Raw genomic sequence first — 26,554 nt, forward strand, 5'->3', positions numbered from 1 at the left:
GGCACGGCGTCTGGAGAGTTCGTCAAAACTCTTCATTTCGGTGACCGGAATCGTGCGCTGCTCGACGAGATTGGTCAATACCCAAGCAGAACTGAGCATAGAAATGATTGAAGATGACGAGTAGTGTTCGCGGCGTGCTGGCAGAACGACGACATCAACTCATCCTGCGGGCCCTGCGCTCCGGGGGCCCCGCGGCCGTGACCGATCTCTCCGAGCAACTGGGTGTGAGCCCCGCCACCATCAGGCGTGATCTGCTCAAGCTGGAGGAGGACGGACTGCTCACGCGTGTCCACGGCGGTGCCGTGGCCGACGAGGGCGACCAGCCCTTCGCCGAGGTCGCCGAGGTGCGGGTGGCCGAGAAGGACGCGATAGCCGCGCGCGCCGCCGCGATGGTCGCGGACGGCCAGTCGGTCCTCCTCGACATCGGCACCACCGCCTACCGGCTGGCCCGCCAGCTGCACGGCCGCCGGCTCACCGTGATCACCAGCAACCTCGTGGTCTACGAGGAGCTGGCCGACGACGAGGGCATCGAACTGGTGCTGCTCGGCGGCATGGTCCGGCGCGAGTACCGCTCCCTGGTGGGCTTCCTCACCGAGGACAACCTGCGCCAGCTGCACGCCGACTGGCTCTTCCTCGGCACCAGTGGAGTGCGCCCCGGCGGGCAGGTGATGGACACGACGGTCGTCGAGGTGCCGGTGAAACGGGCCATGATCAAGGCCGCCGACAAGGTCGTGCTGCTCGCGGACGCGCAGAAGTTCCCGGGTACGGGAATGGCGAAGGTGTGCGGTCCCGAGGACCTGGACGCGGTGGTGACGAACGCCCCGGTCGACCCGGTGACCCGTTCCTCCCTGGAGGAAGCGGGCGTCGAGGTCGTCGTGGCAGGAAAGGTGAAAGCGTGAAGCTGACGATTCTGGGCGGCGGCGGGTTCCGGGTGCCGCTCGTGTACGGGGCACTCCTCACCGACCGCGGCGAGGGCCGGGTCACCGAGGTGGTGCTGCACGATCTCGACGACAGTCGACTGTATGCGGTCGCCCGTGTACTGGCCGAACAGGCCGCCACCGTGCCCGACGCCCCCACCGTCACCGCCACCACGGACCTCGACGAGGCCCTGCGCGGCGCCGACTTCATCTTCTCCGCGATCCGCGTCGGCGGGCTGGAGGGTCGCGCGAACGACGAGCGGGTGGCCCTCGCGCAAGGCGTCCTCGGACAGGAGACGGTCGGCGCCGGCGGTATTGCCTATGGTCTACGAACCGTCCCGGTCGCCGTCGACATCGCCCAGCGCGTGGCCCGCCTCGCCCCCGACGCCTGGGTCATCAACTTCACCAACCCGGCGGGCCTGGTCACCGAGGCCATGTCCCGCCACCTCGGCGACCGCGTCATCGGCATCTGCGACTCCCCGGTCGGCCTCGGCCGCCGTATCGCCACGGTGCTCGGCGCCAATCCGCGCGAGGCCTTCATCGACTACGTCGGCCTCAACCACCTCGGCTGGGTCCGCGGCCTGCGCGTCGCCGGCCGCGACGAACTCCCGCGCCTGCTCGCCGACCCGGACCTGCTCGGCTCCTTCGAGGAGGGCAAGCTCTTCGGCACCGACTGGCTCCAGTCGCTCGGCGCCATCCCGAACGAGTACCTGCACTACTACTACTTCAACCGCGAGACCGTCCGCGCCTACAGTGAGGTCGAGAAGACCCGCGGCGCCTTCCTCCGCGACCAACAGGCCCAGTTCTACGACGAGATGAAGCGCCCCGACACCGCCGCGCTCACCGCCTGGGACCGCACCCGCGCCGAGCGCGAGGCGACCTACATGGCGGAGAACCGCGAGACCGCGGGCGCCGGTGAGCGCGACGCCGACGACCTCTCCGGCGGCTACGAGAAGGTCGCCCTCGCCCTGATGCGGGCCATCGCCCGCGACGAACGCACCACCCTCATCCTCAACGTCCGCAACCAGGGCGCCCTGTCTGTCCTCGACACGGACGCCGTGATCGAGGTGCCGTGCCTGGTCGACGCCAACGGCGCCCACCCCGTCGCCGTCGACCCGCTGCCCGACCACGCCACCGGCCTGGTCTGCGCGGTCAAGGGCGTCGAGCGCGAGGTCCTCGCGGCGGCCGAGAACGGCTCCCGTACGACGGCGGTGAAGGCCTTCGCGCTGCACCCGCTGGTCGACTCGGTGAACGTCGCGCGGCGGTTGGTCGAGGGCTACACCGAGGTCCACCCGGGCCTGGCGTACCTTAAGTAGGCATCCGTTCAGTAAGCGCTTTCCCCTGTTCGCGACAGCTCCCCCAGTTCTCAGCAGCTCCCTGGTTCCCTGGAGACCTCCCATGCACGACGAACGCCGCCGGATCGAGGAGCGCGTCGAGCGCGCCCACAACCAGCGCATCAAGCCCGCGATCTACGCGGCCACCGCGCCCTTCACGGTCGAGGCCTGGCAGGCCCCCGGTGAGCCGGTCTCCTTCGACGAGGCCGCGGCGGCGCCGTACGCGCCGTTCGCCATGGACACCCCGTGGGGTCCGCCCTGGGGCACCACGTGGTTCCGGATGCACGGGCAGGTGCCCGAGGAGTGGGCCGGGAAGCGCGTCGAGGCCGTCATCGACCTCGGCTTCGTAGGCGACTGGCCCGGCAACCAGGCCGAGGCCCTGGTCCACCTGACGGACGGGACGCCGCTGAAGGCGGTCAACCCGCTCAACCAGTACGTGGCCATCGCGAACCCGGCGACGGGCGGCGAGGTCATCGACTACCTGGTCGAGGCGGCCTCCAACCCGGACATCCTCGCCAACGACTTCTCCGAGCCCACGCCGCTCGGTGATGTACTGACTGCGGGCGACCGTCCACTGTATACATTCCGCCGCGCCGACCTCGCCGTCCTCGACGAGGAGGTCTTCCACCTCGACCTCGACGTCCAGGTGCTGCGCGAACTGATGCTGGAACTGGGCGAGCACGACCCCCGCCGGCACGAGATCATGCACGCCCTCGACCGTGCCCTCGACCTCCTCGACCTGGACGACGTCGCCGGTACGGCCGCCGACGTACGGGCCGCGCTCAAGCCCGTGCTGTCCAAGCCCGCCAACGCCAGCGCGCACATCGTCTCCGGTGTCGGGCACGCGCACATCGACTCGGCGTGGCTGTGGCCGATCCGCGAGACCAAGCGCAAGACGTCCCGCACCTTCTCGAACGTGACCTCGCTCGCGGACGAGTACGAGGACTTCATCTTCGCCTGCTCGCAGGCCCAGCAGTACGAGTGGGTGCGCGACAACTACCCGCAGGTGTGGGCCCGGATCCAGGAGTCCGTCAAGCGCGGCCAGTGGGCGCCGGTCGGCGGTATGTGGGTCGAGTCCGACGGCAACCTGCCCGGCGGCGAGGCCATCGCCCGCCAACTCGTGCACGGCAAGCGGTTCTTCATCGAGCACTTCGGCGTCGAGACCAAGGGCGTCTGGCTCCCCGACTCCTTCGGCTACAACGCGGCCTACCCGCAGCTCGCCAAGCTCGCCGGCAACGAGTGGTTCCTCACCCAGAAGATCTCCTGGAACCAGACCAACAAGTTCCCCCACCACACCTTCTGGTGGGAGGGCATCGACGGCACCCGCATCTTCACGCACTTCCCGCCGGTCGACACCTACAACGCCCGCTTCAGCGGCGAGGAGATGTCCCGCGCGGTCCGCAACTACCAGGAGAAGGGCAACGCCACCCGCTCCCTGGCCCCCTTCGGCTGGGGCGACGGCGGCGGCGGCCCCACCCGCGAGATCATGGAACGGGCGCGCAGGCTCGCCGACTTGGAGGGCTCGCCGAAGGTCGTCGTAGAGCACCCGGACGAGTTCTTCGCCAAGGCCCGCGCCGAGTACCCGGACGCCCCCGTCTGGGTCGGCGAGCTGTACCTCGAACTCCACCGCGCCACCTACACCTCCCAGGCCCGCACCAAGCAGGGCAACCGGCGCAGCGAACACAAGCTCCGCGAGGCCGAGTTGTGGGCGACGACGGCCGCGCTGCACGCACCGGGTTACGCGTACCCGTACGAGAAGCTCGACAAGCTGTGGAAGACGGTCCTCCTCCACCAGTTCCACGACATCCTGCCGGGCTCCTCGATCGCCTGGGTGCACCGCGAGGCCGAGGCCGAATACGCCCGTGTGGCAACGGAGTTGGAGGAGCTGACGGCGGCGGCCGTGGCCGCGCTGGGCGGCGGCGGCACCCGCGTCTTCAACACCAGCCCCTACGACCGCGCCGAGGTCATCCGCACCGCGACCGGCGTCCCGATGTACGCGACGGTCCCCGCGAACGGCAGCGCCCCGCTGGCCGCCGAATACATTCCGCAGGCGGTCACCGTCACCGACCGCGTCCTCGACAACGGCATCGTCCGCGTCGAACTCGCCGACGACGGCACCCTCGCCTCCGTGCGCGACCTGCGCCACGGCGGCCGTGAAGTCCTCGCCGACCAGGGCAACTTGCTGCGTCTGCACACCGACCTCCCGAACTACTGGGACGCCTGGGACGTCGACAAGCACTACAAGAACCGCTTCACCGACCTCCTCGACGCCGACTCCATCACCGTCGTCGACGAGGACCCGCTGCTCGGCGCGATCCGCGTGGAACGGTCCTTCGGCAAGGGCTCGAAGATCGTCCAGACGATCACCGTCCGCGCGGGCAGCCCCCGCATCGACTTCGAGACCGACATCGACTGGCACGAGGCCGAGAAGTTCCTCAAGGCCGGCTTCCCCGTGGACATCCGGGCCGCCCACTCCTCCGCCGAGATCCAGTTCGGCCACATCCAGCGGCCCACGCACACCAACACCAGCTGGGAGGCGGCCCGTTTCGAGGTCTCCGGCCACCGCTGGGTGCACCTCGGAGAGCCCGGCTACGGCGTCGCCGTCATCAACGACTCGACGTACGGCCACGACGTCTCCCGCACGGTCCGCGAGGACGGCGGGACGACGACCACGGTCCGGCTGAGCCTGGTGCGCGCCCCGCGCATCCCGGACCCGGGCGCCGACCAGGGCAAGCACCGCATCACCTACTCGCTGCTGCCCGGCGCGAGCATCGACGACGCGGTCGCCGAGGGCTACGCCCTCAACCTCCCGCTGCGCGTGGCCGATTCGGGCGGCGCCCCGGAACCGGTCGTCTCCGTCGACGGCGACGGCATCACCGTCGAGGCGGTCAAGCTCGCCGACGACGAGTCGGGCGACGTCGTGGTCCGCCTCTACGAGTCGAGCGGCGGCCGCGCCCAGGGCGCACTGCGCACCGGCTTCCCCCTCGCCGGCGCGCAGATCACCGATCTGCTGGAGCGCCCGCTGGCGGACGAGGTCTCCGTCGACGGCGACTCGGTGGCCGTCGCCCTGCGGCCCTTCCAGATCCTGACGCTCCGTCTGCAGCGGGCGGACGCGGGCCAGTAGAGCCCATGGGCGGGCGCCGACGGTCGTAGCGCTGTCGGCGCATCCGCCGGTGACGCAGCACCCTCGCGCGAAAGTGTGACGGTTCTCCGGAAACCGTCACACTTTCGCGCACCACCCGCCCGGCGGCCGACCCGCTCAGCACCCGGAAACCACCAACGGTCCCTGCAGACGCCAGGGCCAGCCCCGCCCCCAAGTGACCTTGTACGTGACGGGAGTCCAGCCGTGCCCATGCAACCGTGGTTCACCGACGCCAAGTTGGGGATCTTCGTCCACTGGGGGATCTACGCCGTCGACGGCGTCCAGGAGTCCTGGTCGTTCTACGACGACATCGTGCCCCACGACCGGTACATGTCCCAGCTCGGCCGCTTCACCGGCGCCAAGTACGAACCGCGCGCCTGGGCCGACCTGTTCGCCCGCGCCGGCGCCAAGTACGCCGTCCTGACGAGCCGTCACCATGACGGAGTCGCCCTGTGGGACACCGAGTTCGGCGATCTCAACCTCGGCAAGGACTACATCACCGGGTACGCCGACGCCCTCCGCGAGCAGGGCCTCAAGGTCGGCCTCTACTACTCGCACTCCGACTGGAACCACCCCGACTACGCCACCACCCGCAAGCCGGGCCGCCCGCCCGAGCAGGAGGACAACCGCTACTCCGAGTGCTCGGCGGAGGACGAGGACCTCGAAGCCTGGGAGCGGTTCATCGCCTACCGGGACGGCCAGATAAGGGAGTTGGCCTCCCGCTACCGGCCCGACCTGATGTGGTTCGACGGCGAGTGGGACCGCAGCGAGGAACAGTGGCGCATCAAGGAACTCGCCGCGCTCATCCGCTCGTACTCGCCGGACGTCGTCTTCAACGCCCGCATGCTCAGCGAGGGCGACTACGCGACACCGGAGCAGGGCGCCCCCGTCGAACCCCCGGACGGGCCCTGGGAGTTGTGCCTCACCATCAACGACTCGTGGGGATTCCAGCACCACGACGACAACCACAAGTCGCTTAGCCAGCTGGTGCGTTACTTCACGGAGGCGATCGGCGGGGGCGGCAACCTCCTCCTCGACGTCGGCCCGATGGAGGACGGCACCATCCCGCAGCCGCAGGTCGAGCGCCTCGAAGGCCTGGGGGAGTGGATCCGCAAGCACGCCGACGCCGTGTACGGCACGGTGCGCGGGCTGCCCGCCGGTCACCACTACGGGCCGAGCACCCTCTCCGCCGACCGGCGCACCCTCTATCTCACGCTGTACGACATCCCGCGCGCCGAGATCGGCGTCCGCGGTCTGGTCACCCCGGTCCGCCGGGTCACCGTGCTCGGCACCGGCACCGAACTCGCCCACCGGGTCATCGGCGGACTGCACGAGGCCGTAGGGCAGTTGTGGATCGATGCGCCGCCATTGGCCGACCTCGATCCGCTGGCCACGGTCCTCGCCGTGGAGCTGGACGGGGAGTTGGAGCTGTACCGGGGTTCGGGCCGTTTCTGACCGGCGGAGACGACGGCCGGGGCGCACACCGAGGCGGCCGGCCCACACGGGGGACCGGCCGCCAGGGGTGGGGGGCTGTCAGCCGGTGAAACCGGCCGTGATCGAGGTGAACTGCCAGGTGTTCTGGCTGATGCCGGAGCAGTTGCTCACCACTCCGCCACCGGCGCACCCGCGGTCACGGTTGACCGACCAGAAGGCGAGCCGGGCGATGTGGTGCGAGTTGGACCAGTCGCGAATCTGCGTCCAGATGGCCGGAGTTGTCGTCTCCGACTGGTCCGACAGACCGTTCATGCCCGAGATGCCGATGTGCGAGTAGGCCGTCGCGTCGTCCCACCCGAACGTGGACTTCAGCTTGGTCTTCAGACCCTCGGCCGCGGCGACCGTGTTGCCGTACATGTCGGAGCCGCCGCCGAAGTCGAACGGCATGATGGTGAAGACGTCGATGCTGGCGTTGAGCGACTGCGCCTGCTCGATGAGCCGGTTGCCGTAGTACGTCGGGCCGGTCGTCGAGGTGCCGAAGGTGACGATCGTCTTGAGGCCCGGGTTGTTGGCCTTGACGGTCTTCAGCGCGGTCAGGATCTTCGCCTGGACGGCCTCGTTCTCGAACTCGTCCGTGTTCTCGATGTCCATGTCGATGGCCTTGAGGCCGTAGGCGCTGATCACCTTCTGCAGGGCCCCGGCGAGCGCGCTCGCGGAGGAGCAGTTGGCGCCGAGCTTGCTGCCCTGCCAGCCGCCGAAGGACGGCACGATGTCACCGCCGGCCGCGCGGATCTGGTTGATGGCGGTCTGGTCGACGCCACCGGTCAGGGCCCGGCTGCCGTCCCAGGCGGGGTTGCAGCCACCGGAGTCGAGCACGAACGCCATCGTGAACCACTTGATGCCGGTCGCGCTCATCACCGTGCTCGGGGCCGGCGGATCGCCCCAGCCCTCGTAGAGATACGGCGCGGCCTGGGTGAACCCGGTGCCACCGCCGGTGCCGGCACTCGTCGTGACGCTCACCGCGTTGGAGGCCGCCGAACTGTTCCCGGCCGCGTCGCGCGCCTTCACGGTGAACGTGTAGGCGGTGCTGGCCGCGAGCCCGGTGACCGTGCCGCTCGTGCCGGAGACGCTGAGGACCTGGTTCGCGCCGCTGTAGATGTCGTACGCCGTCACGCCCACGTTGTCCGTCGAGGCGCCCCACGACAGCGACACGCTGGAGGAGGTCTTGCCGGTGGACGTCAGGCCGGTCGGCGCGGTCGGGGCCTGGGTGTCGCCACCGCCGCCACCGCCCGGACCGTCGAGGCTGATGTCGTCCGCGTAGTAGGTGCCCTGCGCGTACCAGCCGTGGACGTAGATGGTGGCGCTGGTCTGCGAGGCGGTGGTGGTGAAGGACGTCGTCAGCTGGCTGTACGCCGACGGGGACGAAGTCCACGTCGAGGAACCGCCGTTGACACCGAGGTAGACATAACTGCCGCGCACCCAGCCGCTGAGCGAGTACGTCGTGCTCGGCTGCACGGCGACCGTCTGGGAGCACTGTGCGGTGTCGCTCGAACTCACCGCGCCCGCAAGGGCCTTGGAGCCGCCGTGCACGGGCGAGGAGACGACCGAACCGAGGTTTCCGGTGCAGGACCAGGGGGAGAGACTGCCCGACTCGAAGCCGGGGTTGGTCAGGACGTTGGCAGCCTCCGCCGTACCGGGCAGCGCGATCGCCCCGGCCATGGCCAGGGCGGCGGTACCGAGCAGGGCGAGGAGCCGGTGTCTGGAACGTCTGAGTCTGTTGCGCACGCGATCTCCCTGAAGGAATGGGGGTGTTCGGGAGTGCAAGAGGGTGCGCAACCAAGTTGGTATGGACCAATCGCGCTGTCAAGATGCGACGTCATGATTGGTCCATACCGGTATGAAGTTGTATGGCGGGACCGGGAGTTAAGCGCGAGCCGCGGCCCGGCTGCCCGTCTCGGAGGGCTCCGTCGCCGTCTCCAGCTCGTCCTGCGCCGGTGCGGGCGTCGCCGGGAGCAGCGGCTCCGACTCCTCCGCGCGCTGGTGCGGGAGCGACACCGGACGCAGCTGACGCGGGCCCGAGACGACCGCGTAGTCGGCGCCCAGGAACGGCGGCTCCATCGTGCCCGGGTCCTCGCCGAGCGCCAACTGCACTGCCGCCCAAGGGGCGTTGACCCCGCACAGCGACAGCTGGTGCAGGCCGCCCGCGGGACGGGTGTTGACGTCCATCAGCACGGGCTGGTCGCCGAACATGCGGAACTGGATGTTGGACAGGTAGTGCAGCCCGAAGCCCTCGGCGATCCGGCGGGCCGGCTCCAGCCACTGCTCGTGCAGGGTGAAGCCGCGACGGCGGCCGTTCTTCGTGCGGCCCACGGCGAGCCGGACGAGGTTGTCGGGACCGGTCAGGCAGTCCACCGACACCTCCGGCTCCTCCAGGCGCGGCATGACCAGCCAGTCGACCTGCTCGTCGGCCCGCTCCAGCGCCTCGACGACCGTGTCGAGCGGGACGTAGGGGCTCGGGAAGCCGTTGAGGTGCATGAGCGAGAAGGGGGTGCGCGTGATCACGCGGAAGCCCACCCCGCCCGCGCCGGACGCCGGCTTGAAGCACGCCTTGTGCCCGGCGGCCTCCAACTCCTCGACGGCGGCGACGAGTTCGGGCGCGGTGCGGACCCGCCACCACGGCGGTACGGGCACGCCGATCGCCTGGACGGCCTCGTACGCGATCACCTTGTCGTGGAAGACGGCGACGGCCTCGGGGGTCGGCGCCAGCAGCGCCGTGCCCACCGCCTCGAAGTCCGCGCGGTGCGCCACGATCTCCGACTGGTGCAGCCGGGGCACGAACACGTCGATGCCGCGGCGGGCGCACTGGTCGAGCGCGAACTCGACGTACGCGGCCGGGGACAGGCCCTCGGGCTCGAGGTCGGCGGTGTCGGCGGCGGCCAGTACGGGGGAGTCGGCGTCGCCGTGCGTGGCATGGATCTCGACGGCCCGGTCGCTGGGATTTCTCCGCAGCTGATCCATGAAGAACACGTTCTCCGCGTACGTGCGGTTGAGCCAGACGCGTACGCGAGAGACCATGCAGGGCCGTCCTTTCGGGTTCGCGGGCACGGCGGAGCAAGGCCGTGCCCGGCCAAGGTGGTTGGAGGTACACCAAACCGCCCTCGGCGAAGAGGCGTTCGTGGCGGTGGTGTTGGGGCGATCATACGGCTTTCGAAGGGTGCCGCGTGCAACGCCCGTGTTACGGATTTCCCGATGGTGCCCACCGGGCACATGAACGCCCGTCGAAGCGCCGCCCTGACCGCCGCGTATGCCCCGGCCGTCTTGTCGCGGCACGGCGGCGTGTGATCTCGTGGACCCATTCGGGTGGGCGGAGGGGGCGAGGGTGGAGTCGACGGCCGGCGGTGCCGGACAGCTGCTGGCCATCAGCGACCTGCACATCGGGTACGCCGAGAACCGCGCCCTGGTCGAGAACATGCGGCCCGTCACGGACGACGACTGGCTGATCGTGGCCGGTGACATCGCCGAGACCGTGGCCGACATCCGCTGGGTCCTCGAACTCCTCGCCGGCCGCTTCCGCAAGGTCCTCTGGTCCCCCGGAAACCACGAACTGTGGACCCACCCCAAGGACCCCGTCACCCTGCGCGGCGTCGCCCGCTACGACCATCTCGTCGCCCTGTGCCGGGAGTTGGGCGTCGTCACGCCCGAGGACCCCTACCCCGTCTGGGAGGGCGCGGGCGGCCCGGTAGTCGTAGCACCGCTCTTCCTGCTGTACGACTACTCGTTCCTCCCGGCGGGCTGCACCACCAAGGCCGAGGGACTGACGTACGCGCACGGCACCGGCATCGTCTGCAACGACGAGTTCCTGCTGCACCCCGACCCCTACCCCAGCCGCGAGGCCTGGTGCCGGGCCCGGGTCGCCGAGACCGAACGCCGGCTCACCGAGATCCCCGACACCCTGCCCACGGTCCTGATCAACCACTACCCCCTGGACCGGCACCCCACCGAGGTCCTCTGGTACCCCGAGTTCGCCATGTGGTGCGGCACCACCCTGACCGCCGACTGGCACCGCAGATTCCGCGTGGACACCATGGTCTACGGCCATCTCCACATCCCGCGGACCACCCATCACGAGGGTGTCCGCTTCGAAGAGGTGTCCGTGGGATACCCCCGCGAGTGGCAGAAGCGCCCGGAACCCCCGGGCCGACTGCGCCGCATCCTGCCGATGGAGGTCGGAACCGGTGATCGAGGAACTGCTTCCGGACTCCGTGGTGACCGTGGAGACACACGGTGACGAGGGGCTCCAGGACGCCCCGCTGTACCCCGAGGAAGAGGCCCGCGTGGCGCGCGCGGTGCCCAAGAGACGCCGCGAGTTCGCCGCCGTACGGGCCTGCGCCCGGCGCGCCATGGAGAAGCTCGGCGTGCCCCCGCAGCCGATCCTGCCCGGCGCCCACGGCGCGCCGGCCTGGCCCGTCGGCGTCATCGGCAGCATGACCCACTGCGACGGCTACTGCGCCGCCGCGCTGGCCCGCGCCGGCGACCTCGCCTCGCTCGGCATCGACGCCGAACCCCACGCCCCGCTCCCGGACGGCGTCCTCGCCGCCGTCGCCCTGCCCGCGGAACAGGAACGCCTGGCGCGCCTGTCGGCGGAGCGGCCCGGCGTGCACTGGGACCGGCTCCTGTTCAGCGCCAAGGAGTCCGTCTACAAGGCGTGGTTCCCCCTCACCGGCAAGTGGCTGGACTTCTCCGAGGCCGACATCGAGGTCTTCACGGACCCGGGCGAGGAAGCGCGCGGCGGTCTGCGCGCCCGCCTCCTCGTGCCCGGCCCGGTCGTCGACGGCGAACGTCTCGACGTCTTCGAGGGCCGCTGGACCGTCGGGCGAGGGCTGGTCGCCACGGCGGTCACGGTCCCGCATCCCTCAACTCCCTTCACCCCTCCGGGCACCAGCTCTCCAGCAGCCTGAAGAACGCCTCCTCGTTGCCCGCGAGCCCGGCGTCCGTCAACGCCTGGTCCGCCTCGGCCAGTACCGAGGGCGGGACCAGGACCGGTCGAGGGGCGCCCGGCGGGCCGTCGAAGGCTGCTCGGACCGTGTGCAGCAGCCGTAGATAGGCCTGAACGGCGGCGCGCTCGCGGTCGGTCATCACTGCGGTCTGCATAGGACGGCTCTCCCCTGGTCGGCGTCATGCGCCCCCGCACGGCGGTGGCACGACTCCAGCTTGCCGGGTGCCACTGACAATGCCGTTGCGGCGGGCTCCGGTTCGCCCGCTTAGCGGAGGCGAAACGTCCCCGAAATCCCCGGTGGGACAGCGGCCCTACGCTGGAGGGAAGGGCTTTCGGCCGCTCGTGGGCGGCCAGGTGAACGGGAGGCGAGTGCGTGGAGGACGTCCCGGCACGGCGCCCGGCGCGCGCCGCACGGCTGCGCTCGGTGGGTGCCGGAGAACTCGAGCTGCAGTACCGCGTCGTGCACGGATACCGCCGTGCCTTCCGCATGGCCGGCCAGGGCCCGGCGCTGGTCCTCATCCACGGCATCGGCGACTCCTCGGCCACCTGGACCGACCTGATCCCCGACCTCGCCCGCACCCACACCGTGATCGCCCCCGACCTCCTCGGCCACGGCGCCTCCGACAAACCGCGCGCCGACTACTCGGTCGCCGCCTACGCGAACGGCGTCCGCGATCTGCTCACCACCCTCGGCATCGAGTCCGCGACCCTGCTCGGGCACTCGCTGGGCGGGGGAGTGGCGATGCAGTTCGCCTACCAGTTCCCCGAGCGCACCGAACGCCTCGTCCTCGTCAGCGCGGGCGGCGTGGGCCGCGAGGTCAATCCGGTGCTACGGCTCGTCTCGCTCCCGGGGTCCCATCTCGCCCTGTCCGCGCTCCGGTTGCCCGGCATGCGCCTCCAAGTCGGTCTCACCGTCGGGCTGTTGCGGCTCCTCGACACCGATCTCGGCCGGGATGCCCCCGAACTCCTCACCCTCGTCGACGCGTTGCCCGACGAGACCGCCCGCAACGCCTTCATCCGCACCCTGCGCGCGGTCGTCGACTGGCGCGGCCAGGTGGTGACCATGCTCGACCGCTGCTACCTCACCGAGGGCATGCCGACCATGCTGCTGTGGGGCGACCGGGACAGTGTGGTGCCGGTCCGGCACGCGTACGGCGCCCACGAGGCCATGCCCGGCAGCCGGCTGGAGATCTTCGAGGGCGCGGGGCACTTCCCGTTCCACACCGACCCGGCTCGATTCCTCACGCTGGTCGAGGAGTTCACCGGCACCACCGCCCCCGCGCACTGGAGCCGCGAGCACTGGCGCGACCTCCTGTGCGAGGGCCGCCCCGGCGTCACGGCCCAGAGCGGCGCGAAGGAACGGGACCTGCGGGAGGCGAGCGAACGCAGCGCGACCTAGGCGGGGCGGCCGTATGACGGACCGTCAATTCCTAGCCGCGCGGCCCCGGATATCCCAGCGCCGCCTCGATACGCCCCGCCAGATGGTCGTGCTGCGAGGGCTCCCGCAGGGGCGAACCGGCCAGCCACGTACGGCACTTGCTGGCGAGCAGCAGACCGAAGCTCTCGGCCTCCCGCTCGTCGGCGCGCTCGAACCGGCTGCGGGCCGCCACCTTGAGGACGGTCGCGCGCAGCGCCGCCTCGTCGACGGTCTCGCCGAGCAGCCGGGCGGCCACCGCGGTGCCCTCCAGATGCGGGCCGCAGTGACCGGCCTTCATGTGCCACAGCTCGTGGCCCAGGATCACCAACTGGTGGTCGGGCGCGGTGCGTTCCTCGATCACGACGAGATCCTGGTCGGCCATGTCGAGCCACAACCCGCTCGCGGTGCAGGCCGGGAAGGCGGCCGTACGGAACTGGACCGGGCGGCCGCGGCGGCGGCTCATCGCGTCGCACAGCGCGGCGTACAGGTCGTGGGGGCGTGCGGGTGCGCCGAGGCTCAGCTCGGCCACCAACTCGCCGCACAGGCGGCGCATCTGCCGTCCGATGCCCACCGTTCTCCCCCGGATCACGACTCGGGCCGCTTCACGCTCTCCAGGAGCATGTCCAGCCACTCGGCGACCTTGTCGCGGTGCTGGTCGGTGGGCAACTGCGCGGCCCGCCAGGCGATTCCGCGCACTCCGTGGTCCTGGAGCAGCCGCTCCAGCGGGTCCTCCGCGGCCTCGGCCGCCGCCCGCTCACGGTCCGCGAGCTTCTGCAACAGCTCCTGCTCGGTGCGCTGGAGGGCCCCCGAGAGGGCTTCGGAGTCCTCGGCGGTGAGGAACCCGGCGTGCACGCGGAAGAAGCGCTGGAGGGCGTCGCAGTGCTCCATGGTGGGACGCCGGTCGCCGTTGATGAGCGCGCCCGCCTGCTGGCGGGACATGCCCGCGCCGTCGGCGATCTCCTGCTGGGTGTACTTGCGTCCGTTGGGCTTGAGTCTGGTGCGGCGCAGCAGGTCGAGGCGTTGCAGGAACCGGGCCTGCACATCGGGTTCGCCCGCGGGACGGCCGCTCAGCAGGGCTCTGACCACGGGCTCCGGGACACCGCAGGCGACGGACAGCCGGCCGAGGTGGACGACCTCGGCCTGGGGCACACCGAGCCGTTCGGCGAGCGCGGTGACGCGGTCGACGACGGCGGGCAGCAGAGCGGTCGGCGTCGTGCCCGGTACCTCGAAGCCATCCGACACCGACAGATCTCCTATACGTCTCTCACAGGCTTCTCACAAACGGTGGCTGTGAACATCCCGGAGAGTAGCGGTTGGTTCGAACTCGCATCCAGGTCTCGCCACAACTGTGGCCTATTTCAGCCGTCAACAAGCATGAAATGCCACGATAGTTGACACGGCTCGCGTCGAAGCACCAGGATCAAGGCGCCGCGAGAAGGCCGCATAGGCAAGAGGGGTGACCTCCCGATGGCATATCAGGCAGGTGGGCAGCGGTCCGCGCCGCGGCCCGTCCCCGAGAGTCCCGAGGCCCAGGCGTATCTGCTGGACTACGCCACGCTGTTGGAGGCCGTCACTTTCCCCTCCGTCGTCATGGACCACCGCTGGGACGTGGTGTTGACCAACGGTGCGTTCAAGTCACTTTTCCGGGCGGTCGGCCCGCATCCGACGGCGATGCCGGGCGACAACTTCCTTCGCTTCGTGCTCTTCCACCCCGACGCGGGCACCGTTCTCGGTGAGCACGAGTCGAGTTGGTGCCTGCCGATGCTGGCCCACTTCGCCGCCGCCGTGGAGAGCCACGGACACGACCACGGGCTGCAGGCGATCCGCCGTGACATCGCCCAGGACCCGATCATGGAGGCCGCCTACCGGCAGGGCCTGCCGCACTGGATCCGCGCGGTCGGCGAGCAGGCGGCCGTGGAGCACGACGGCGCGGTCCGCCCGCTGCTGCACCCCGACCCGCGCTGGGGCGCCACCGACTGCCGTGTCGTCGGCGAGACCCCCAAGACCCTTGAGAACATGGGCTATACGCGTCTGACGCTGGTCCTGCGCGAGGCCCGCCGCGTGCCACCGCCCAGGATCCGCAGGGCGGGCCGCGGCGCCGGACACCTGAGGGTGGTCTCCGCGGCCGAGTGAGCGCGGGCTCCGTACGGCCCGCCCCAACTCGGCACCCCGGCGGGTGAGTTCTGTGCGGGTCGGCCCCAATTCGGCGCCCGCGCCGCTGAGTTCGGTCACCGCTCCGCGACCACCAGCACCAACGGCACCCCGTCGCACGGCACCAGCCGCGCCCCCCGCGCATGTCCGGCCCGGCCCGCCGCGAGGGCCTCCGCGAAGTCCGGCCCCTTGCTGAGCGAGCCGACCAGGTGCCGGGGATCGGTCGAAGCGGCCACCCTGCCACGGGCGTTGACCAGCCGGGCCGGTCCCGGCAGCCGGTGCAGCATCGGCATCACGGCCGCCTCGAAGTGCCGTAGGTACACGTCCGCCGCGGCCACCCCGGCGAACCGCCCCTCCATCAGGACCGGCGCGGACAGGGTGAGGCTGTACTCGTCCGAGCAGAGGTAGTCGACGTACGGCCCGGCGACCGCCCGCTCCCCGGTGTCGCGGGGCAGCGCGAACCAGTCCCAGTGCGTGTAGTCGGCGTACGCCGAGTGCTCGGGGTCGAGGTCGAGCAGCAGCGGACGGATGCCGCCGTCGGAGGTGGACTGCCACCACTCCAGCCATGCCGGTACGTCGCTCAGCAGACCCGGCGCCGCGACGAAGCCGACGCCGGACACCAACTCCTGGCGGGCGAGCCGGAGATGGAGCCCCGGGCGCAGGGCGGCGAGGTCGACGGTCGCCGGGCGGCGGCCCTGTGCGGCCACCTCGGCGAGCAGCGCCGTCGTGTCGGCGCGGGTGGCGGCCACGGCGTCGAACACGGACTCCAGGGCCGAGCGGACCCCGGCCGCGACGGACTGCTCGGGTGCCGTGGCCGGTGTTGCCGTCGCGAGGCTCATGCGTGCCCTCCAGCAGACGGGGAGCGGACGCGGTGACGGGCTACAGGGCCAGCCGCTCGGCGATGAGCCGCGCCGTCGATTCCTGCACGCACCGCTCGGCCAGCTCCCTGGCCGAATCGTGGGCACCATCTTGCACGGCCGAGATTACGGAGCGGTGACGGGCTGCGGCTTCTTCACGATATTCGTCGTTCCCGAGCACGAGACAGAGCAGTGCGCCCACCTCGGTCTGCAACGCGACCTGTTCGCGGGTGAGCCGGGCCGACTGCGCGGCGGCGGCGAGCTCGACGTGGAAGCGGCCGTACACCCGGCCGCGCGCCGCCGCATCCGCGGCATGCGTCAACTCATCCGCCGTACGCCGGAGTTGGACCAGATCCTCCGGCTCGGTGCGCTGTGCGGCGAGCCGGGCCGCGGTGCCGGACAGGGCCGCCCAGTGGTCGCCGAGGTCGCGCAGCTCCTCGGTGCTCCAGCCGCGCAGCCGGACCTTGAGCCGTTCCTCGCCCGGGACCTCGGGCAGCGACACGAAGCTGCCGCCGCCGCGCCCCCGGCGGGTGGTGACGAGCCCCTGCTGGCGCAGCGCCATCAGCGCCTCCCGCAGGGTCACCGTGGACACCCCGAGCTGCCCGGCGAGCTCGCTCTCGCCCGGGAGCTGCTCGCCCTCGGAGAGCAGTCCGAGTTCGATGGCGTCCCCGAGCCGGCTGACGACGGCGTCGACCCGCGCCCGGTTGTCGACCGGGGCGAAGACGGCTTTCCGGGCGCCGCCGTTCCTGTGCTGCTGCTGGTTCACGGCCACCACCTTGCACGTTGACTCAAGCTTTACCTTAAGGGGGTCTTGAGATTTGAACTATGACTTCATATGTTTCCGTGCAACGTTACAGAGCACCAGAAAGGTTCCCGCCCATGGAGGGGATTGCGATCCGGCTGCGGGATCTGCGGAAATCGTTCGGGGAGACGACCGCGGTGGCCGGGGTCGACCTGGAGATCAGGGACGGCGAGTTCTTCTCGATGCTCGGCCCGTCCGGCTCGGGCAAGACGACCGTGCTCCGCATGATCGCCGGCTTCGAGAGCCCCACCGGGGGCACCATCGAACTCGCCGGCCAGGACGTCACCGGCCTCGCCCCCTTCGAGCGGGACGTCCACACCGTCTTCCAGGACTACGCCCTCTTCCCGCACATGACGGTCGAGGAGAACGTCGCCTACGGCCTCAAGGTCCGCAGGGTCCCCAAGTCCGAACGCCTCGTCCGCGCCCGAAAGGCCCTCACAGAGGTACGACTTGAGGGCTACGGCACCCGCCGCCCCGCCCAGCTCTCCGGCGGCCAGCGGCAGCGCGTCGCCCTCGCCCGCGCCCTCGTCGGCCGCCCCCGGGTGCTCCTGCTCGACGAACCGCTCGGCGCCCTCGACCTCAAGCTGCGCGAGCAGATGCAGGTCGAACTCAAGGCGCTCCAGCGGGAGGTGGGCATCACCTTCGTCTTCGTCACCCACGACCAGGAGGAGGCCCTGACGATGAGCGACCGCATCGCCGTCTTCAACCAGGGCCGCGTCGAACAGACCGGCACCCCCGCCGAGGTCTACGAGCGCCCCGCGACCCCCTTCGTCGCGTCCTTCGTCGGCACCTCCAACCTGCTGGAGGGCGAGTCCGCCCAACGCGTCGTCGGCACCCCGGGCACCTACAGCATCCGGCCCGAGAAGATCCGCGTCCTCAAGGACTCCGCCGAGAGCGACGCCCCGGACCACGAGAGCGCCGCCGGCACCGTCGCCGAGGTCGTCTACCTCGGGGACTCCACCCGCTTCCTCGTCGACCTCGACGCCGGCGGCCGCCTCACCGCACTCCAGCAGAACCTGGAGACCTCCGCCGAGGACGTCGCCGCCTACCGCGGCAGCCGGGTGCGACTGCAATGGCACCGGCGCCACACGGTGCACGTTCCCGACCCCCGCTGACCGCTGACCCCGCTGGCTCCTTCACCCATCTCCTTCACCCATGGAGAACGCCGTGCGTCTCACCCGAACCCTCCAGGTGGCGGCCTGTGCCGCCGTCCTGCTCGCCGCCACCGCCTGCGGCTCCTCCGACAGCGGATCGTCGGGCAGCGGCCTCAACCCCCCTGATCTCAAAGCCCAGTCGAAGCTCGGCAAGAGCGAGGGCGAGGTCAACCTGATCGCCTGGGCCGGCTATGTCGAGGACGGCTCCAACGACCCCAAGGTCAACTGGGTCAGCGACTTCGAGAAGCAGACGGGCTGCAAGGTCAACTCCAAGGTCGCCGCCAGCTCCGACGAGATGGTCAAGCTGATGAAGACCGGCGAGTACGACGCCGTCTCCGCCTCCGGCGACGCCTCCCTGCGCCTCATAGCCTCCGGCGACGCGGCCCCCGTCAACACCAGCCTGGTCCCCAACTACAAGGACATCTTCCCGGACTTGAAGCTCCAGGCCTGGAACTCGGTCAAGGGCAAGGCCTACGGCATCCCGCACGGCCGCGGCGCCAACCTGCTGATGTACAACACCCAGAAGGTCACCCCCGCCCCGACCTCCTGGGCCGCGGTCTTCGACGACGCCTCGAAGTACAAGGGGCACGTCACCGCGTACGACTCACCGATCTACATCGCCGACGCGGCCCTCTATCTCAAGGCCGCCAAGCCCGAGTTGAAGATCAAGGACCCCTACGCGCTCGACCAGAAGCAGTTCGACGCGGCCGTCGCCCTGCTGAAGAAGCAGAACGCGGACATCGGCGAGTACTGGAGCGACTACCTCAAGGAGATCTCCGCCTTCAAGAGCGGTGACTCCGTCGTCGGCACCACCTGGCAGGTCATCGCCAACCTCACCGCCGACGAGGGCACCAAGATCAAGGCCTTCGTACCCAAGGAGGGTTCGACCGGCTGGTCCGACACCTGGATGATCTCGGCCAAGGCCAAGCACCCCAACTGCGCCTACCAGTGGCTCAATTGGATCGTCTCCCCGAAGGTCAACGCCCAGGTCGCCGAGTACTTCGGCGAGGCCCCCGCCAACTCCAAGGCGTGCGCCGAGACCAGCGACAAGAACTTCTGCACCACCTACCACGCCGCCGACACCGCGTACTGGAAGAACATCGCCTTCTGGAACACGCCCATCGAGCAGTGCCTCGACGGCCGTACGGACGTGAAGTGCGTGCCGTACGCCAAGTGGGTACAGGCCTGGACCGAGATCAAGGGCTGAGCCATGTCCTTGCTGAACCGGACCGCGGGGGCGCTGTACCGGCGCCCCCGGCTACGGCTCTCCCTGCTGCTCACCGCACCGCTGCTGTGGCTCGCCGTGCTCTATCTCGGCTCCCTCAGCGTGCTGTTCGTCTCCGCGTTCTGGACGACGGACTCCTTCACCTCCGAGGTGGTGAAGGTCTGGTCGACCGACAACTTCCACGAGCTGTTCACGGTGCCCGTGTACCGGCAGGTCATCCTGCGCAGCATCGGCGTCGCGCTCGCCGTCACCGTCCTGTGCGCCGTGATCGCGTTCCCGCTCGCCTTCTACACGGCCCGGGTCGCCAAGGCGAAGTGGCGTCCGCTGCTGGTGGTCGCCATCCTCACCCCGCTGTGGGCCAGTTACCTCGTCAAGGTGTACGCGTGGCGGCTCATCCTGTCCCAAGGCGGCCTGGCCGACTGGATGTTGAAGCCGTTCGGCCTCAGCGGACCCGGGTTCGGACTACCGGCGACCGTCCTCACCCTCACGTACCTCTGGCTGCCGTACATGGTCCTGCCGATCCACACCGCGCTGGAGCAGCTGCCCGCCAACCTCCTTGACGCGTCGGCCGACTTGGGCGCGCGGGCCGGGCGGACGTTCCGGTCGGTCGTGCTGCCGATGGTGCTGCCGTCCGTCGCCGCCGGCTCCATCTTCACCTTCTCGCTCAGCCTCGGCGACTACATCACCGTGCAGATCGTCGGCGGCAAGACCCAGCTCATCGGCAACCTCGTCTACTCCAACATCGAACTCAACCTGCCCATGGCCGCCGCCCTCGGCACCGTCCCCGTCGTCGTCATCGTGGTGTACCTGCTCGCGATGCGCCGCACGGGCGCGCTCAGCAGCCTGTAGAAGCCTCTAGGAACCCTTCAGAATTTCTCGACCGCCTCCGAAGGGGGTGACATGTCATGCAGCTCTCCCGTTCCGCGCGTATCGCCCTGCGCGTGGCCGCCGGGTTCGGCTTCGCGGTGATCTACGTCCCGCTCCTGCTCGTCCTGGTCAACTCCCTCAACCCGGACCGCAGCGCGAGCTGGCCGCCGTCCAGCCTGACCGTGCACTGGTGGTCGGTCGCCTGGCAGAACTCCGGTGCCCGCGCGGCCCTTTGGGTCTCCGTGAAGGCCGGTCTCGGCGCCACCGCGATCGCCCTGGTGCTCGGCACGCTGATCGCCTTCGCGGTCGCCCGGTACCGCTTCTTCGGCCGCGACGCCATCTCCTTCGTGGTCGTCCTGCCGATCGCGCTGCCCGGCATCGTCACGGGCATCGCCCTCAACTCGGCGTTCAGCACGGTACTTGAGCCGCTCGGCGTGGGCCTCGGCCTGTTCACGGTGATCGTCGGGCACGCCACCTTCTGCATCGTCGTCGTCTTCAACAACGTCGTCGCCCGCCTCCGCCGCACCTCCGGGTCGTACGAGGAAGCCGCGATGGACCTGGGCGCCGACACCTTCCGCGCCTTCGTCGACGTCACCTTCCCGCTGGTGCGCTCGGCGCTCCTCGCGGGCGGACTGCTCGCGTTCGCGCTGTCCTTCGACGAGATCGTGGTCACCACGTTCACCGCCGGGCCCGGCATCGAGACCCTCCCGATCTGGATCTTCAACAACATGACCCGGCCCCAACAGGCCCCCGTGGTCAACGTGGTGGCCGCGGTGCTCGTCCTGCTCTCCGTCCTCCCGATCTACGTTGCCCAGCGACTGTCCGCCGACACGGCCACCGCCAGCCGCGTCTGACGACTGGTCACCCCGACCGCCGGGGCGACCAGTCGACCCGCTCAGCCCGCGAACTCCCGCATCCACGCCTCGACTTCGTCGGCCGAGCGCGGCAACCCCGCCGACAGGTTCTCGTAACCGTCCGCCGTCACCAGCAGATCGTCCTCGATCCGCACGCCGATGCCCCGCCACTCCTCCGGCACCGTCAGATCGTCGGGCTGGAAGTACAGGCCCGGCTCGACGGTGAGCACCATGCCGGGTTCGAGAACCCCGTCCACGTACTCCTCGTTGCGCGCCCGGGCGCAGTCGTGGACGTCGAGCCCGAGCATGTGCCCGGTGCCGGCCATCGTGAACCGCCGCTGGAGCGCCAGCTCGTACGCACGCTCGGCCGGCCCCTCGATGAAGCCCCACTCCACCAGCCGTTCGGCCAGGGACCGTTGGGCCGCCTCGTGGAAGTCCCGGTAGTGCGCACCCGGCTTCACCGCCGCCATGCCGGCCTCCTGGGCCTCGAACACCGCGTCGTAGACCTGGCGTTGGACCGGGGAGAACGTGCCGTTGATCGGGAGGGTGCGGGTGACGTCGGCGGTGTAGAGGCTGTGCGTCTCGACTCCCGCGTCCAGCAGGAGGAGTTCGCCGGGGCGGACCGGGCCGTCGTTGTCGGTCCAGTGCATGATCGTGGCGTGCTCGCCGGCGGCGCAGATCGAGCCGTAGCCGACGTGGTTGCCCTCGACGCGTGCCCGGCGGAAGAAGGTGCCCTCGATCCAGCGCTCCGAGGTGGCGACCGCCTGCGACAACTCCCTTACGACATCGGTGAATCCGCGCACCGTGGAGTCGACGGCCCGGCGCATCTCGCCGATCTCCCACGCGTCCTTGACCAGCCGCAGTCCGGAGACGGCCGACTCGAAGTCGTCGTCGTGATCCTCGTCGGTGTCGAGCGCCGCGTCCAGGGCCGGGTCGACGCCGCGGACGATGCGGGTGGGTGTCCCGGAGGTCTTCGCCAGGTCCTCGGCGATCGTGCGGATGTCACGGCAGGGCAGCCCGAGCACCTGCGCCGACTCGGCGAGCGAGCGGCGGCGGCCCATCCACAGCTCGGCGGTGTAGCCGGTCCAGAACTCGTCGGTGTCCCGGCTGTCGCGAGGGAGCTGGTAGCAGTGCGCGTCGTGGCCGCCGTCGGCGCGGGGCTCCAGGACCAGGGCACCGTCGCGTGCCTGGTCGCCGGTGAGGTGCACATAGCCGGAGTACGGGCGGAACGGGTGGTGGTCGTCGTTCGAGCGGATCAGGAGCTTCCCGGACGGCACGACGAGGCGCTCGCCCGGGAAGAGCGCGGACAGCGCGGCCCGGCGGCGCGCCGCGTGCGGTGCCTGTTCGGTCGGCTCCAGATCCGTGCGCTCGGTGTCGGCCCAACCGGTCCGCATCAGGGCGGACAGCTCGTCGGAGATTCCTTGGTACAGACCGTTCTTTCGGCCCTTGACCACGTCGGGCACCTCTTCCGTGTGTGGTGACATGCGGGTGCGGAGATCCGCGTGGAAACATACCCAGCTAGAGAGTCATGTGACATAGTACTGCTGTGAGCAAGCGACTGACCTGCGATGTCGTGGTCGTCGGAGCCGGAATGGTGGGCGCGGCCTGCGCCCTCTACGCGGCCCGGGCGGGCCTCGACGTCGTCATCGTGGACCGCGGCCCGGTCTCCGGCGGCACGACCGGCGCCGGCGAGGGCAACCTGCTCGTCTCCGACAAGGAGCCGGGCCCGGAACTCGACCTCGCCCTCCTCTCCGGCCGCCTGTGGGCACAACTCGCCGAGGAGCTGGGGGAGTTCGTCGAGTACGAGGCGAAGGGCGGCCTCGTCGTGGCCTCCACGCCCGACGGGCTCACCGCACTGGAGCGCTTCGCCGACGCGCAGCGCACCGCCGGAGTCGTCGCTGGACCGGTCCAAGGCGACGCCCTGTACGACCTCGAACCCCACCTCGCCCCCGGCCTCCCGGGCGGCGTGTACTACCCCCAAGACTGCCAGGTGATGCCCGCCCTGGCCGCCGCCCACCTCGTTCGGGCCTCGGGCGCCCGCCTGCTCACCGGCCGTACGGTGACGGACGTACTCCTCAGGGCGGACGGCACGGTCGACGGCGTCCGCACGGACCGGGGCGACATCCTCGCCCCCACGGTCGTCAACGCGGCCGGTACCTGGGGCGGCGAAGTCGCCGCCCTCGCCGGAGTCACCCTCCCCGTCCTCCCGCGCCGCGGCTTCGTCCTCGTCACCGAACCGCTGCCCCGCCTGGTCCGGCACAAGGTGTACGCCGCCGACTACGTGGCCGACGTGGCCAGCGACTCGGCCGCGCTCCAGACCTCACCGGTGGTGGAGGGCACGGCCGCTGGACCGGTCCTGATCGGCGCGAGCCGCGAACGCGTGGGCTTCGACCGGGAGTTCTCACTGCCGGTCGTCCGGGCGCTGGCGGCGGGCGCGACGAAGCTGTTCCCATTCCTGTCCGACGTCCACGCGATGCGCTCCTACCTCGGCTTCCGCCCGTACATGCCGGACCATCTCCCCGCCATCGGCCCCGATCCCCGCGTCCCCGGCCTCGTCCACGCCTGCGGGCACGAGGGCGCGGGCATCGGACTCGCCACCGGGACAGGGCACTTGATCGCCCAACTGCTGGGCGACAAGACCCCGGACCTCGACATGACGCCCTTCCGGCCCGACCGTTTCCCAGAGTTCCCCGAGGAGGCGTCCGCGTGAACTCCCCACTGGACCTCGCCGACGCCCACCCGGGCCAGGCCTTCACGGTCACCCTCGACGGCCGCGCGATCGAGGCCCTCCCCGGCCAGACCGTCGCCGCCGCACTGTGGACGGCGGGCGTGACGTCCTGGCGCACCACCCGGGGCGAGGGCCGCCCACGCGGCGTCTTCTGCGGGATCGGCGTCTGCTACGACTGCCTCGTCACCGTCAACTCCCGCCCGAACCAACGGGCTTGCCTGGTGCCCCTGCGTCCGGGCGACACCATCCGTACGCAGGAGGGGACGGGCCACGATGGCTGACGACCGACCGCACCTCGCCGTGATCGGCGCGGGCCCGGCGGGACTCGCCGCCACCGTCGCCGCCGCGGCCCACGGCGTCCGCGTCACCCTGATCGACTCGGCGGCGCAGGCGGGCGGCCAGTTCTACCGACAGCCCGCCACCGAACTGAACGCCGGACGCCCGCAGGCCCTGCACCACCAGTGGCGGACCTGGGAGCGACTGAGGGACGCCCTCGCGCGACACGTGGAGGCGGGCCGCGTGCGGCATTTGACGGACCATCATGTGTGGCTCGTGGAACGGCGGTTGAAGCAACGGTCCGGCGGTGCTGCCCGAGACGCCTTCACCGTGCACGCCCTCCTCGGCCCCACCCAGGATGCCCCGGTCGAGGTACACGCCGACGCCGTCCTCCTCGCCACCGGCGGCTACGAGAAGGTCCTCCCGTTCCCCGGTTGGACCGTTCCCGGGGTCCTCACCGCGGGCGGCGCCCAGGCCATGCTGAAGGGCACCCTCGCCGTCTCCGGACGCACCGCCGTGGTCGCCGGTACCGGCCCGCTCCTCCTCCCCGTGGCGACCGGCCTCGCGGCAGCCGGAGTCGAGGTGGCCGCCCTCGTCGAGTCCGCCGACCCCAAGGCGTTCGTACGACGAACTCGAGCACTCGCCGCACAGCCCGGCAAGGTCGCCGAGGGCGCCCGGTACGCGGCCCAACTCCTGCGCCACCGAATCAAGTTGCTCACCCGGAGCGTTGTCGTCGAGGCCCATGGCGACGAGCGGCTGGAGGCGGTGACCGTCGCCGCACTCGACCCCGACGGGCGTGTCCGGCCCGGTACCGAACGCCGGATCGCGTGCGACACGCTCGCCGTCGGGCACGGCATGCTCCCGCACACCGACCTCGCGGAGACGCTGGGCTGCGGGCTCGACGGAGTCGACGTCCAGGTCGACGACGAGCAGCGCACCGATGTCCCCGGTGTCTGGGCGGCCGGTGAGGCCACCGGCATCGGCGGCGCGGCGCTCTCCCTCGCCGAGGGGCACATCGCGGGACGCTCCGCCGCCGCGCGCCTGAACGGCACCGAACCCGACCCGAGTTCGTGGGCGTCGGCCGCCAAGTCCCGTACGAAACTGCGGGAGTTCTTCGCCGCCCTCGACACCGTGTACGCACCGCCCGCCCGTTGGACCGATCTCGTCACCGACGACACCGTGGTCTGCCGCTGCGAGGAGGTCACCGGGGGAGCGATCCGCGAGGCCGTGGACGGGCTCGGCGCCGGTGACGTACGGACCGTGAAGCTGCTGACGCGGGCCGGGATGGGCTGGTGCCAAGGGCGGATGTGCGGGCCCGCCGTCGCGGGGCTGGCCGGATGTGAACTCGCCCCGTCCCGGCGGCCGTTCGCGCGGCCCGTACCGCTCGGGGTGCTGGCCCGTGCCGGGGAGTCCGAACCTGCGCCGGACTGACCGTACGCCCTGTTCACCAGTGAAATGCCACGAGCTATCGAGATGGGACTCCCTATGACCACCACCCCGAACCGCCCCTGGCGCGGCGTCCTCGTCGCCACCGCCCTCCCGCTGACCTCCGAACTCGCCGTCGACTACGACAAGTTCGCCGAGCACTGCGCCTGGCTGGTCGAGAACGGCTGCGACGGTGTCGTGCCGAACGGCTCGCTCGGCGAGTACCAGGTACTCACGCCCGAGGAGCGCGCCAAGGTCGTCGAGACGGCCGTCGCCGCGATCGGCGGCGCTCGCGTGATGCCCGGTGTCGCCGCCTACGGCTCCGCCGAGTCCCGCCGCTGGGCCGAGCAGGCGCGCGACGCCGGCTGTGCCTCCGTGATGCTGCTGCCGCCCAACGCCTATCGCGCCGACGAGCGTTCGGTCCTCGCGCACTACGCCGAGGTCGCGAAGGCGGGCGTGCCGATCGTGGCGTACAACAACCCCATCGACACCAAGGTCGACCTGGTGCCGGAGCTGCTCGCGAAGCTGCACGGCGAGGGGTACATCCAGGCCGTCAAGGAGTTCTCCGGCGATGTCCGCCGCGCCTACCAGCTCGCCGAACTCGCCCCGGAACTCGATCTGTTGATCGGTGCCGACGACGTCCTGCTGGAGCTCGCGCTCGCGGGTGCGAAGGGTTGGGTCGCGGGTTACCCGAACGCGCTGCCCGCCGCGTCCGTCGAGCTGTACCACGCGGCGGTCGACGGCGACCTGGCCACGGCGAAGAAGCTGTACGAGCAGCTGCACCCGCTGTTGCGCTGGGACTCCAAGGTCGAGTTCGTGCAGGCCATCAAGCTGTCCATGGACATCGTGGGTCGGCACGGCGGACCGGTCCGTCCGCCGCGCGTCCCGCTGCTGCCCGAGCAGGAGGCGACCGTGCGGGCGGCCACCGAGAAGGCGGTCGCGGCGGGGCTCGCGTAGTCAACGGCACAGTGGTTC

General features: G+C 70.6%; 24 protein-coding genes. 16 read left to right on the top strand and 8 right to left on the bottom strand.

Annotated elements, in window-relative coordinates; translation table 11 throughout:
* Positions 1 to 134: 134 nt before the first annotated feature.
* The 4 genes from OO69_RS17635 to OO69_RS17650 all read left to right on the top strand — a co-directional run bounded on the left by OO69_RS17635 (position 135) and on the right by OO69_RS17650 (position 6,848).
* The gene (locus OO69_RS17635) at positions 135 to 899 is read left to right on the top strand and encodes a DeoR/GlpR family DNA-binding transcription regulator (protein ID WP_019058991.1); all 765 of its coding nucleotides are present in this window, start codon (positions 135 to 137) and stop codon (positions 897 to 899) included.
* Positions 896 to 2,233, top strand: coding sequence for a 6-phospho-beta-glucosidase (locus tag OO69_RS17640; protein ID WP_033281628.1), 1,338 nt, complete (start codon positions 896 to 898; stop codon positions 2,231 to 2,233). The genes OO69_RS17635 and OO69_RS17640 overlap by 4 nt, the downstream gene beginning before the upstream one ends.
* A gap of 82 nt (positions 2,234 to 2,315) precedes the next feature.
* Positions 2,316 to 5,375 carry an alpha-mannosidase gene (locus tag OO69_RS17645; RefSeq protein ID WP_033281629.1) on the top strand — a complete coding sequence of 1,020 codons (3,060 nt, stop codon included), beginning with the start codon at positions 2,316 to 2,318 and terminating at the stop codon, positions 5,373 to 5,375.
* Between the two features lie 222 nt (positions 5,376 to 5,597).
* Positions 5,598 to 6,848, top strand: a complete 1,251-nt coding sequence (locus OO69_RS17650; RefSeq protein ID WP_199810967.1) for an alpha-L-fucosidase — start codon at positions 5,598 to 5,600, stop codon at positions 6,846 to 6,848.
* A 78-nt stretch (positions 6,849 to 6,926) separates the two neighbouring features.
* On the opposite strand, the gene OO69_RS17655 is transcribed toward OO69_RS17650, so the two are convergent.
* Both OO69_RS17655 and OO69_RS17660 read right to left on the bottom strand, forming a co-directional pair.
* Complete coding sequence (locus OO69_RS17655) at positions 6,927 to 8,612, bottom strand: carbohydrate binding domain-containing protein (RefSeq protein ID WP_033281631.1); 1,686 nt, start codon at positions 8,610 to 8,612, stop codon at positions 6,927 to 6,929.
* A gap of 138 nt (positions 8,613 to 8,750) precedes the next feature.
* On the bottom strand, positions 8,751 to 9,902 hold the full coding sequence (locus OO69_RS17660) for an ATP-grasp domain-containing protein (protein WP_033281632.1): 1,152 nt from the start codon (positions 9,900 to 9,902) through the stop codon (positions 8,751 to 8,753).
* Between the two features lie 304 nt (positions 9,903 to 10,206).
* On the opposite strand from OO69_RS17660, the gene OO69_RS17665 reads away from it, so the two are divergent.
* Together OO69_RS17665 and OO69_RS17670 are read left to right on the top strand one after the other, a co-directional pair.
* Positions 10,207 to 11,115 carry a metallophosphoesterase family protein gene (locus tag OO69_RS17665; protein WP_033281633.1) on the top strand — a complete coding sequence of 303 codons (909 nt, stop codon included), beginning with the start codon at positions 10,207 to 10,209 and terminating at the stop codon, positions 11,113 to 11,115.
* Entirely contained in the window at positions 11,063 to 11,785 is a 723-nt protein-coding gene (locus tag OO69_RS17670) for a 4'-phosphopantetheinyl transferase family protein (RefSeq protein ID WP_033281634.1), read from the top strand. Before OO69_RS17665 ends, OO69_RS17670 begins: the two co-directional genes overlap by 53 nt.
* Here OO69_RS17670 and OO69_RS17675 read toward each other — a convergent pair.
* Positions 11,751 to 11,978: a hypothetical protein gene (locus OO69_RS17675; protein ID WP_033281635.1), complete on the bottom strand. Its 228-nt coding sequence runs from the start codon at positions 11,976 to 11,978 to the stop codon at positions 11,751 to 11,753. The genes OO69_RS17670 and OO69_RS17675 overlap by 35 nt on opposite strands.
* A gap of 218 nt (positions 11,979 to 12,196) precedes the next feature.
* On the opposite strand from OO69_RS17675, the gene OO69_RS17680 reads away from it, so the two are divergent.
* Positions 12,197 to 13,222: an alpha/beta fold hydrolase gene (locus tag OO69_RS17680; protein WP_033281636.1), complete on the top strand. Its 1,026-nt coding sequence runs from the start codon at positions 12,197 to 12,199 to the stop codon at positions 13,220 to 13,222.
* Between the two features lie 31 nt (positions 13,223 to 13,253).
* Here the strand turns inward: OO69_RS17680 and OO69_RS17685 are convergent, their stop codons facing one another.
* The gene (locus tag OO69_RS17685; protein ID WP_033281778.1) at positions 13,254 to 13,793 is read right to left on the bottom strand and encodes a hypothetical protein; all 540 of its coding nucleotides are present in this window, start codon (positions 13,791 to 13,793) and stop codon (positions 13,254 to 13,256) included.
* Positions 13,794 to 13,825: 32 nt separating this feature from the next.
* Positions 13,826 to 14,482 carry a helix-turn-helix domain-containing protein gene (locus OO69_RS17690; protein ID WP_033281637.1) on the bottom strand — a complete coding sequence of 219 codons (657 nt, stop codon included), beginning with the start codon at positions 14,480 to 14,482 and terminating at the stop codon, positions 13,826 to 13,828.
* 225 nt (positions 14,483 to 14,707) lie between these two features.
* On the opposite strand from OO69_RS17690, the gene OO69_RS17695 reads away from it, so the two are divergent.
* Positions 14,708 to 15,373, top strand: coding sequence for a hypothetical protein (locus tag OO69_RS17695; protein ID WP_033281638.1), 666 nt, complete (start codon positions 14,708 to 14,710; stop codon positions 15,371 to 15,373).
* Positions 15,374 to 15,468: 95 nt separating this feature from the next.
* Here the strand turns inward: OO69_RS17695 and OO69_RS17700 are convergent, their stop codons facing one another.
* Together OO69_RS17700 and OO69_RS17705 are read right to left on the bottom strand one after the other, a co-directional pair.
* Entirely contained in the window at positions 15,469 to 16,230 is a 762-nt protein-coding gene (locus OO69_RS17700; RefSeq protein WP_033281639.1) for a cache domain-containing protein, read from the bottom strand.
* Between the two features lie 40 nt (positions 16,231 to 16,270).
* A complete protein-coding gene (locus tag OO69_RS17705) occupies positions 16,271 to 17,014 on the bottom strand; it encodes a FadR/GntR family transcriptional regulator (protein WP_033281779.1) in 744 nt (247 codons plus the stop codon).
* 113 nt (positions 17,015 to 17,127) lie between these two features.
* Here OO69_RS17705 and OO69_RS17710 point away from each other — a divergent pair, with 113 nt between their 5' ends.
* From OO69_RS17710 to OO69_RS17725, 4 genes are read left to right on the top strand one after another with little or no spacing between them, the layout of a single operon-like run.
* Positions 17,128 to 18,165: an ABC transporter ATP-binding protein gene (locus OO69_RS17710; protein WP_033281640.1), complete on the top strand. Its 1,038-nt coding sequence runs from the start codon at positions 17,128 to 17,130 to the stop codon at positions 18,163 to 18,165.
* Between the two features lie 52 nt (positions 18,166 to 18,217).
* Positions 18,218 to 19,411: an ABC transporter substrate-binding protein gene (locus tag OO69_RS17715; RefSeq protein WP_033281780.1), complete on the top strand. Its 1,194-nt coding sequence runs from the start codon at positions 18,218 to 18,220 to the stop codon at positions 19,409 to 19,411.
* A gap of 3 nt (positions 19,412 to 19,414) precedes the next feature.
* Positions 19,415 to 20,278, top strand: coding sequence for an ABC transporter permease (locus OO69_RS17720; RefSeq protein ID WP_033281641.1), 864 nt, complete (start codon positions 19,415 to 19,417; stop codon positions 20,276 to 20,278).
* Positions 20,279 to 20,334: 56 nt separating this feature from the next.
* Entirely contained in the window at positions 20,335 to 21,150 is an 816-nt protein-coding gene (locus OO69_RS17725) for an ABC transporter permease (RefSeq protein ID WP_033281642.1), read from the top strand.
* A 41-nt stretch (positions 21,151 to 21,191) separates the two neighbouring features.
* Here OO69_RS17725 and OO69_RS17730 read toward each other — a convergent pair whose 3' ends face one another.
* On the bottom strand, positions 21,192 to 22,634 hold the full coding sequence (locus tag OO69_RS17730) for an aminopeptidase P family protein (protein ID WP_199810969.1): 1,443 nt from the start codon (positions 22,632 to 22,634) through the stop codon (positions 21,192 to 21,194).
* 62 nt (positions 22,635 to 22,696) lie between these two features.
* Here OO69_RS17730 and OO69_RS17735 point away from each other — a divergent pair, with 62 nt between their 5' ends.
* From OO69_RS17735 to OO69_RS17750, 4 genes are read left to right on the top strand one after another with little or no spacing between them, the layout of a single operon-like run.
* Positions 22,697 to 23,860, top strand: a complete 1,164-nt coding sequence (locus OO69_RS17735; RefSeq protein WP_033281643.1) for an NAD(P)/FAD-dependent oxidoreductase — start codon at positions 22,697 to 22,699, stop codon at positions 23,858 to 23,860.
* Positions 23,857 to 24,159, top strand: coding sequence for a (2Fe-2S)-binding protein (locus OO69_RS17740; protein ID WP_033281644.1), 303 nt, complete (start codon positions 23,857 to 23,859; stop codon positions 24,157 to 24,159). Before OO69_RS17735 ends, OO69_RS17740 begins: the two co-directional genes overlap by 4 nt.
* The gene (locus tag OO69_RS17745) at positions 24,152 to 25,585 is read left to right on the top strand and encodes an NAD(P)/FAD-dependent oxidoreductase (protein WP_033281645.1); all 1,434 of its coding nucleotides are present in this window, start codon (positions 24,152 to 24,154) and stop codon (positions 25,583 to 25,585) included. The genes OO69_RS17740 and OO69_RS17745 overlap by 8 nt, the downstream gene beginning before the upstream one ends.
* Positions 25,586 to 25,639: 54 nt before the next feature.
* On the top strand, positions 25,640 to 26,536 hold the full coding sequence (locus tag OO69_RS17750) for a dihydrodipicolinate synthase family protein (protein ID WP_033281646.1): 897 nt from the start codon (positions 25,640 to 25,642) through the stop codon (positions 26,534 to 26,536).
* Positions 26,537 to 26,554 lie beyond the last annotated feature (18 nt).

It is taken from the genome of Streptomyces sp. NRRL F-525 (assembly GCF_000716605.1).
Taxonomy (GTDB): domain Bacteria; phylum Actinomycetota; class Actinomycetes; order Streptomycetales; family Streptomycetaceae; genus Streptomyces.

Excerpts from the sequence above, each read along its gene's own strand:
- OO69_RS17645 (WP_033281629.1), top strand. The coding sequence starts at position 2,316 with ATGCACGACGAACGCCGCCGGATCGAGGAGCGCGTCGAGCGCGCCCAC.
- OO69_RS17660 (WP_033281632.1), bottom strand. The coding sequence starts at position 9,902 with ATGGTCTCTCGCGTACGCGTCTGGCTCAACCGCACGTACGCGGAGAAC.
- OO69_RS17675 (WP_033281635.1), bottom strand. The coding sequence starts at position 11,978 with ATGCAGACCGCAGTGATGACCGACCGCGAGCGCGCCGCCGTTCAGGCC.
- OO69_RS17685 (WP_033281778.1), bottom strand. The coding sequence starts at position 13,793 with ATGCGCCGCCTGTGCGGCGAGTTGGTGGCCGAGCTGAGCCTCGGCGCA.
- OO69_RS17695 (WP_033281638.1), top strand. The coding sequence starts at position 14,708 with ATGGCATATCAGGCAGGTGGGCAGCGGTCCGCGCCGCGGCCCGTCCCC.
- OO69_RS17700 (WP_033281639.1), bottom strand. The coding sequence starts at position 16,230 with ATGAGCCTCGCGACGGCAACACCGGCCACGGCACCCGAGCAGTCCGTC.
- OO69_RS17710 (WP_033281640.1), top strand. The coding sequence starts at position 17,128 with ATGGAGGGGATTGCGATCCGGCTGCGGGATCTGCGGAAATCGTTCGGG.
- OO69_RS17720 (WP_033281641.1), top strand. The coding sequence starts at position 19,415 with ATGTCCTTGCTGAACCGGACCGCGGGGGCGCTGTACCGGCGCCCCCGG.
- OO69_RS17725 (WP_033281642.1), top strand. The coding sequence starts at position 20,335 with ATGCAGCTCTCCCGTTCCGCGCGTATCGCCCTGCGCGTGGCCGCCGGG.
- OO69_RS17730 (WP_199810969.1), bottom strand. The coding sequence starts at position 22,634 with ATGTCACCACACACGGAAGAGGTGCCCGACGTGGTCAAGGGCCGAAAG.
- OO69_RS17745 (WP_033281645.1), top strand. The coding sequence starts at position 24,152 with ATGGCTGACGACCGACCGCACCTCGCCGTGATCGGCGCGGGCCCGGCG.
- OO69_RS17750 (WP_033281646.1), top strand. The coding sequence starts at position 25,640 with ATGACCACCACCCCGAACCGCCCCTGGCGCGGCGTCCTCGTCGCCACC.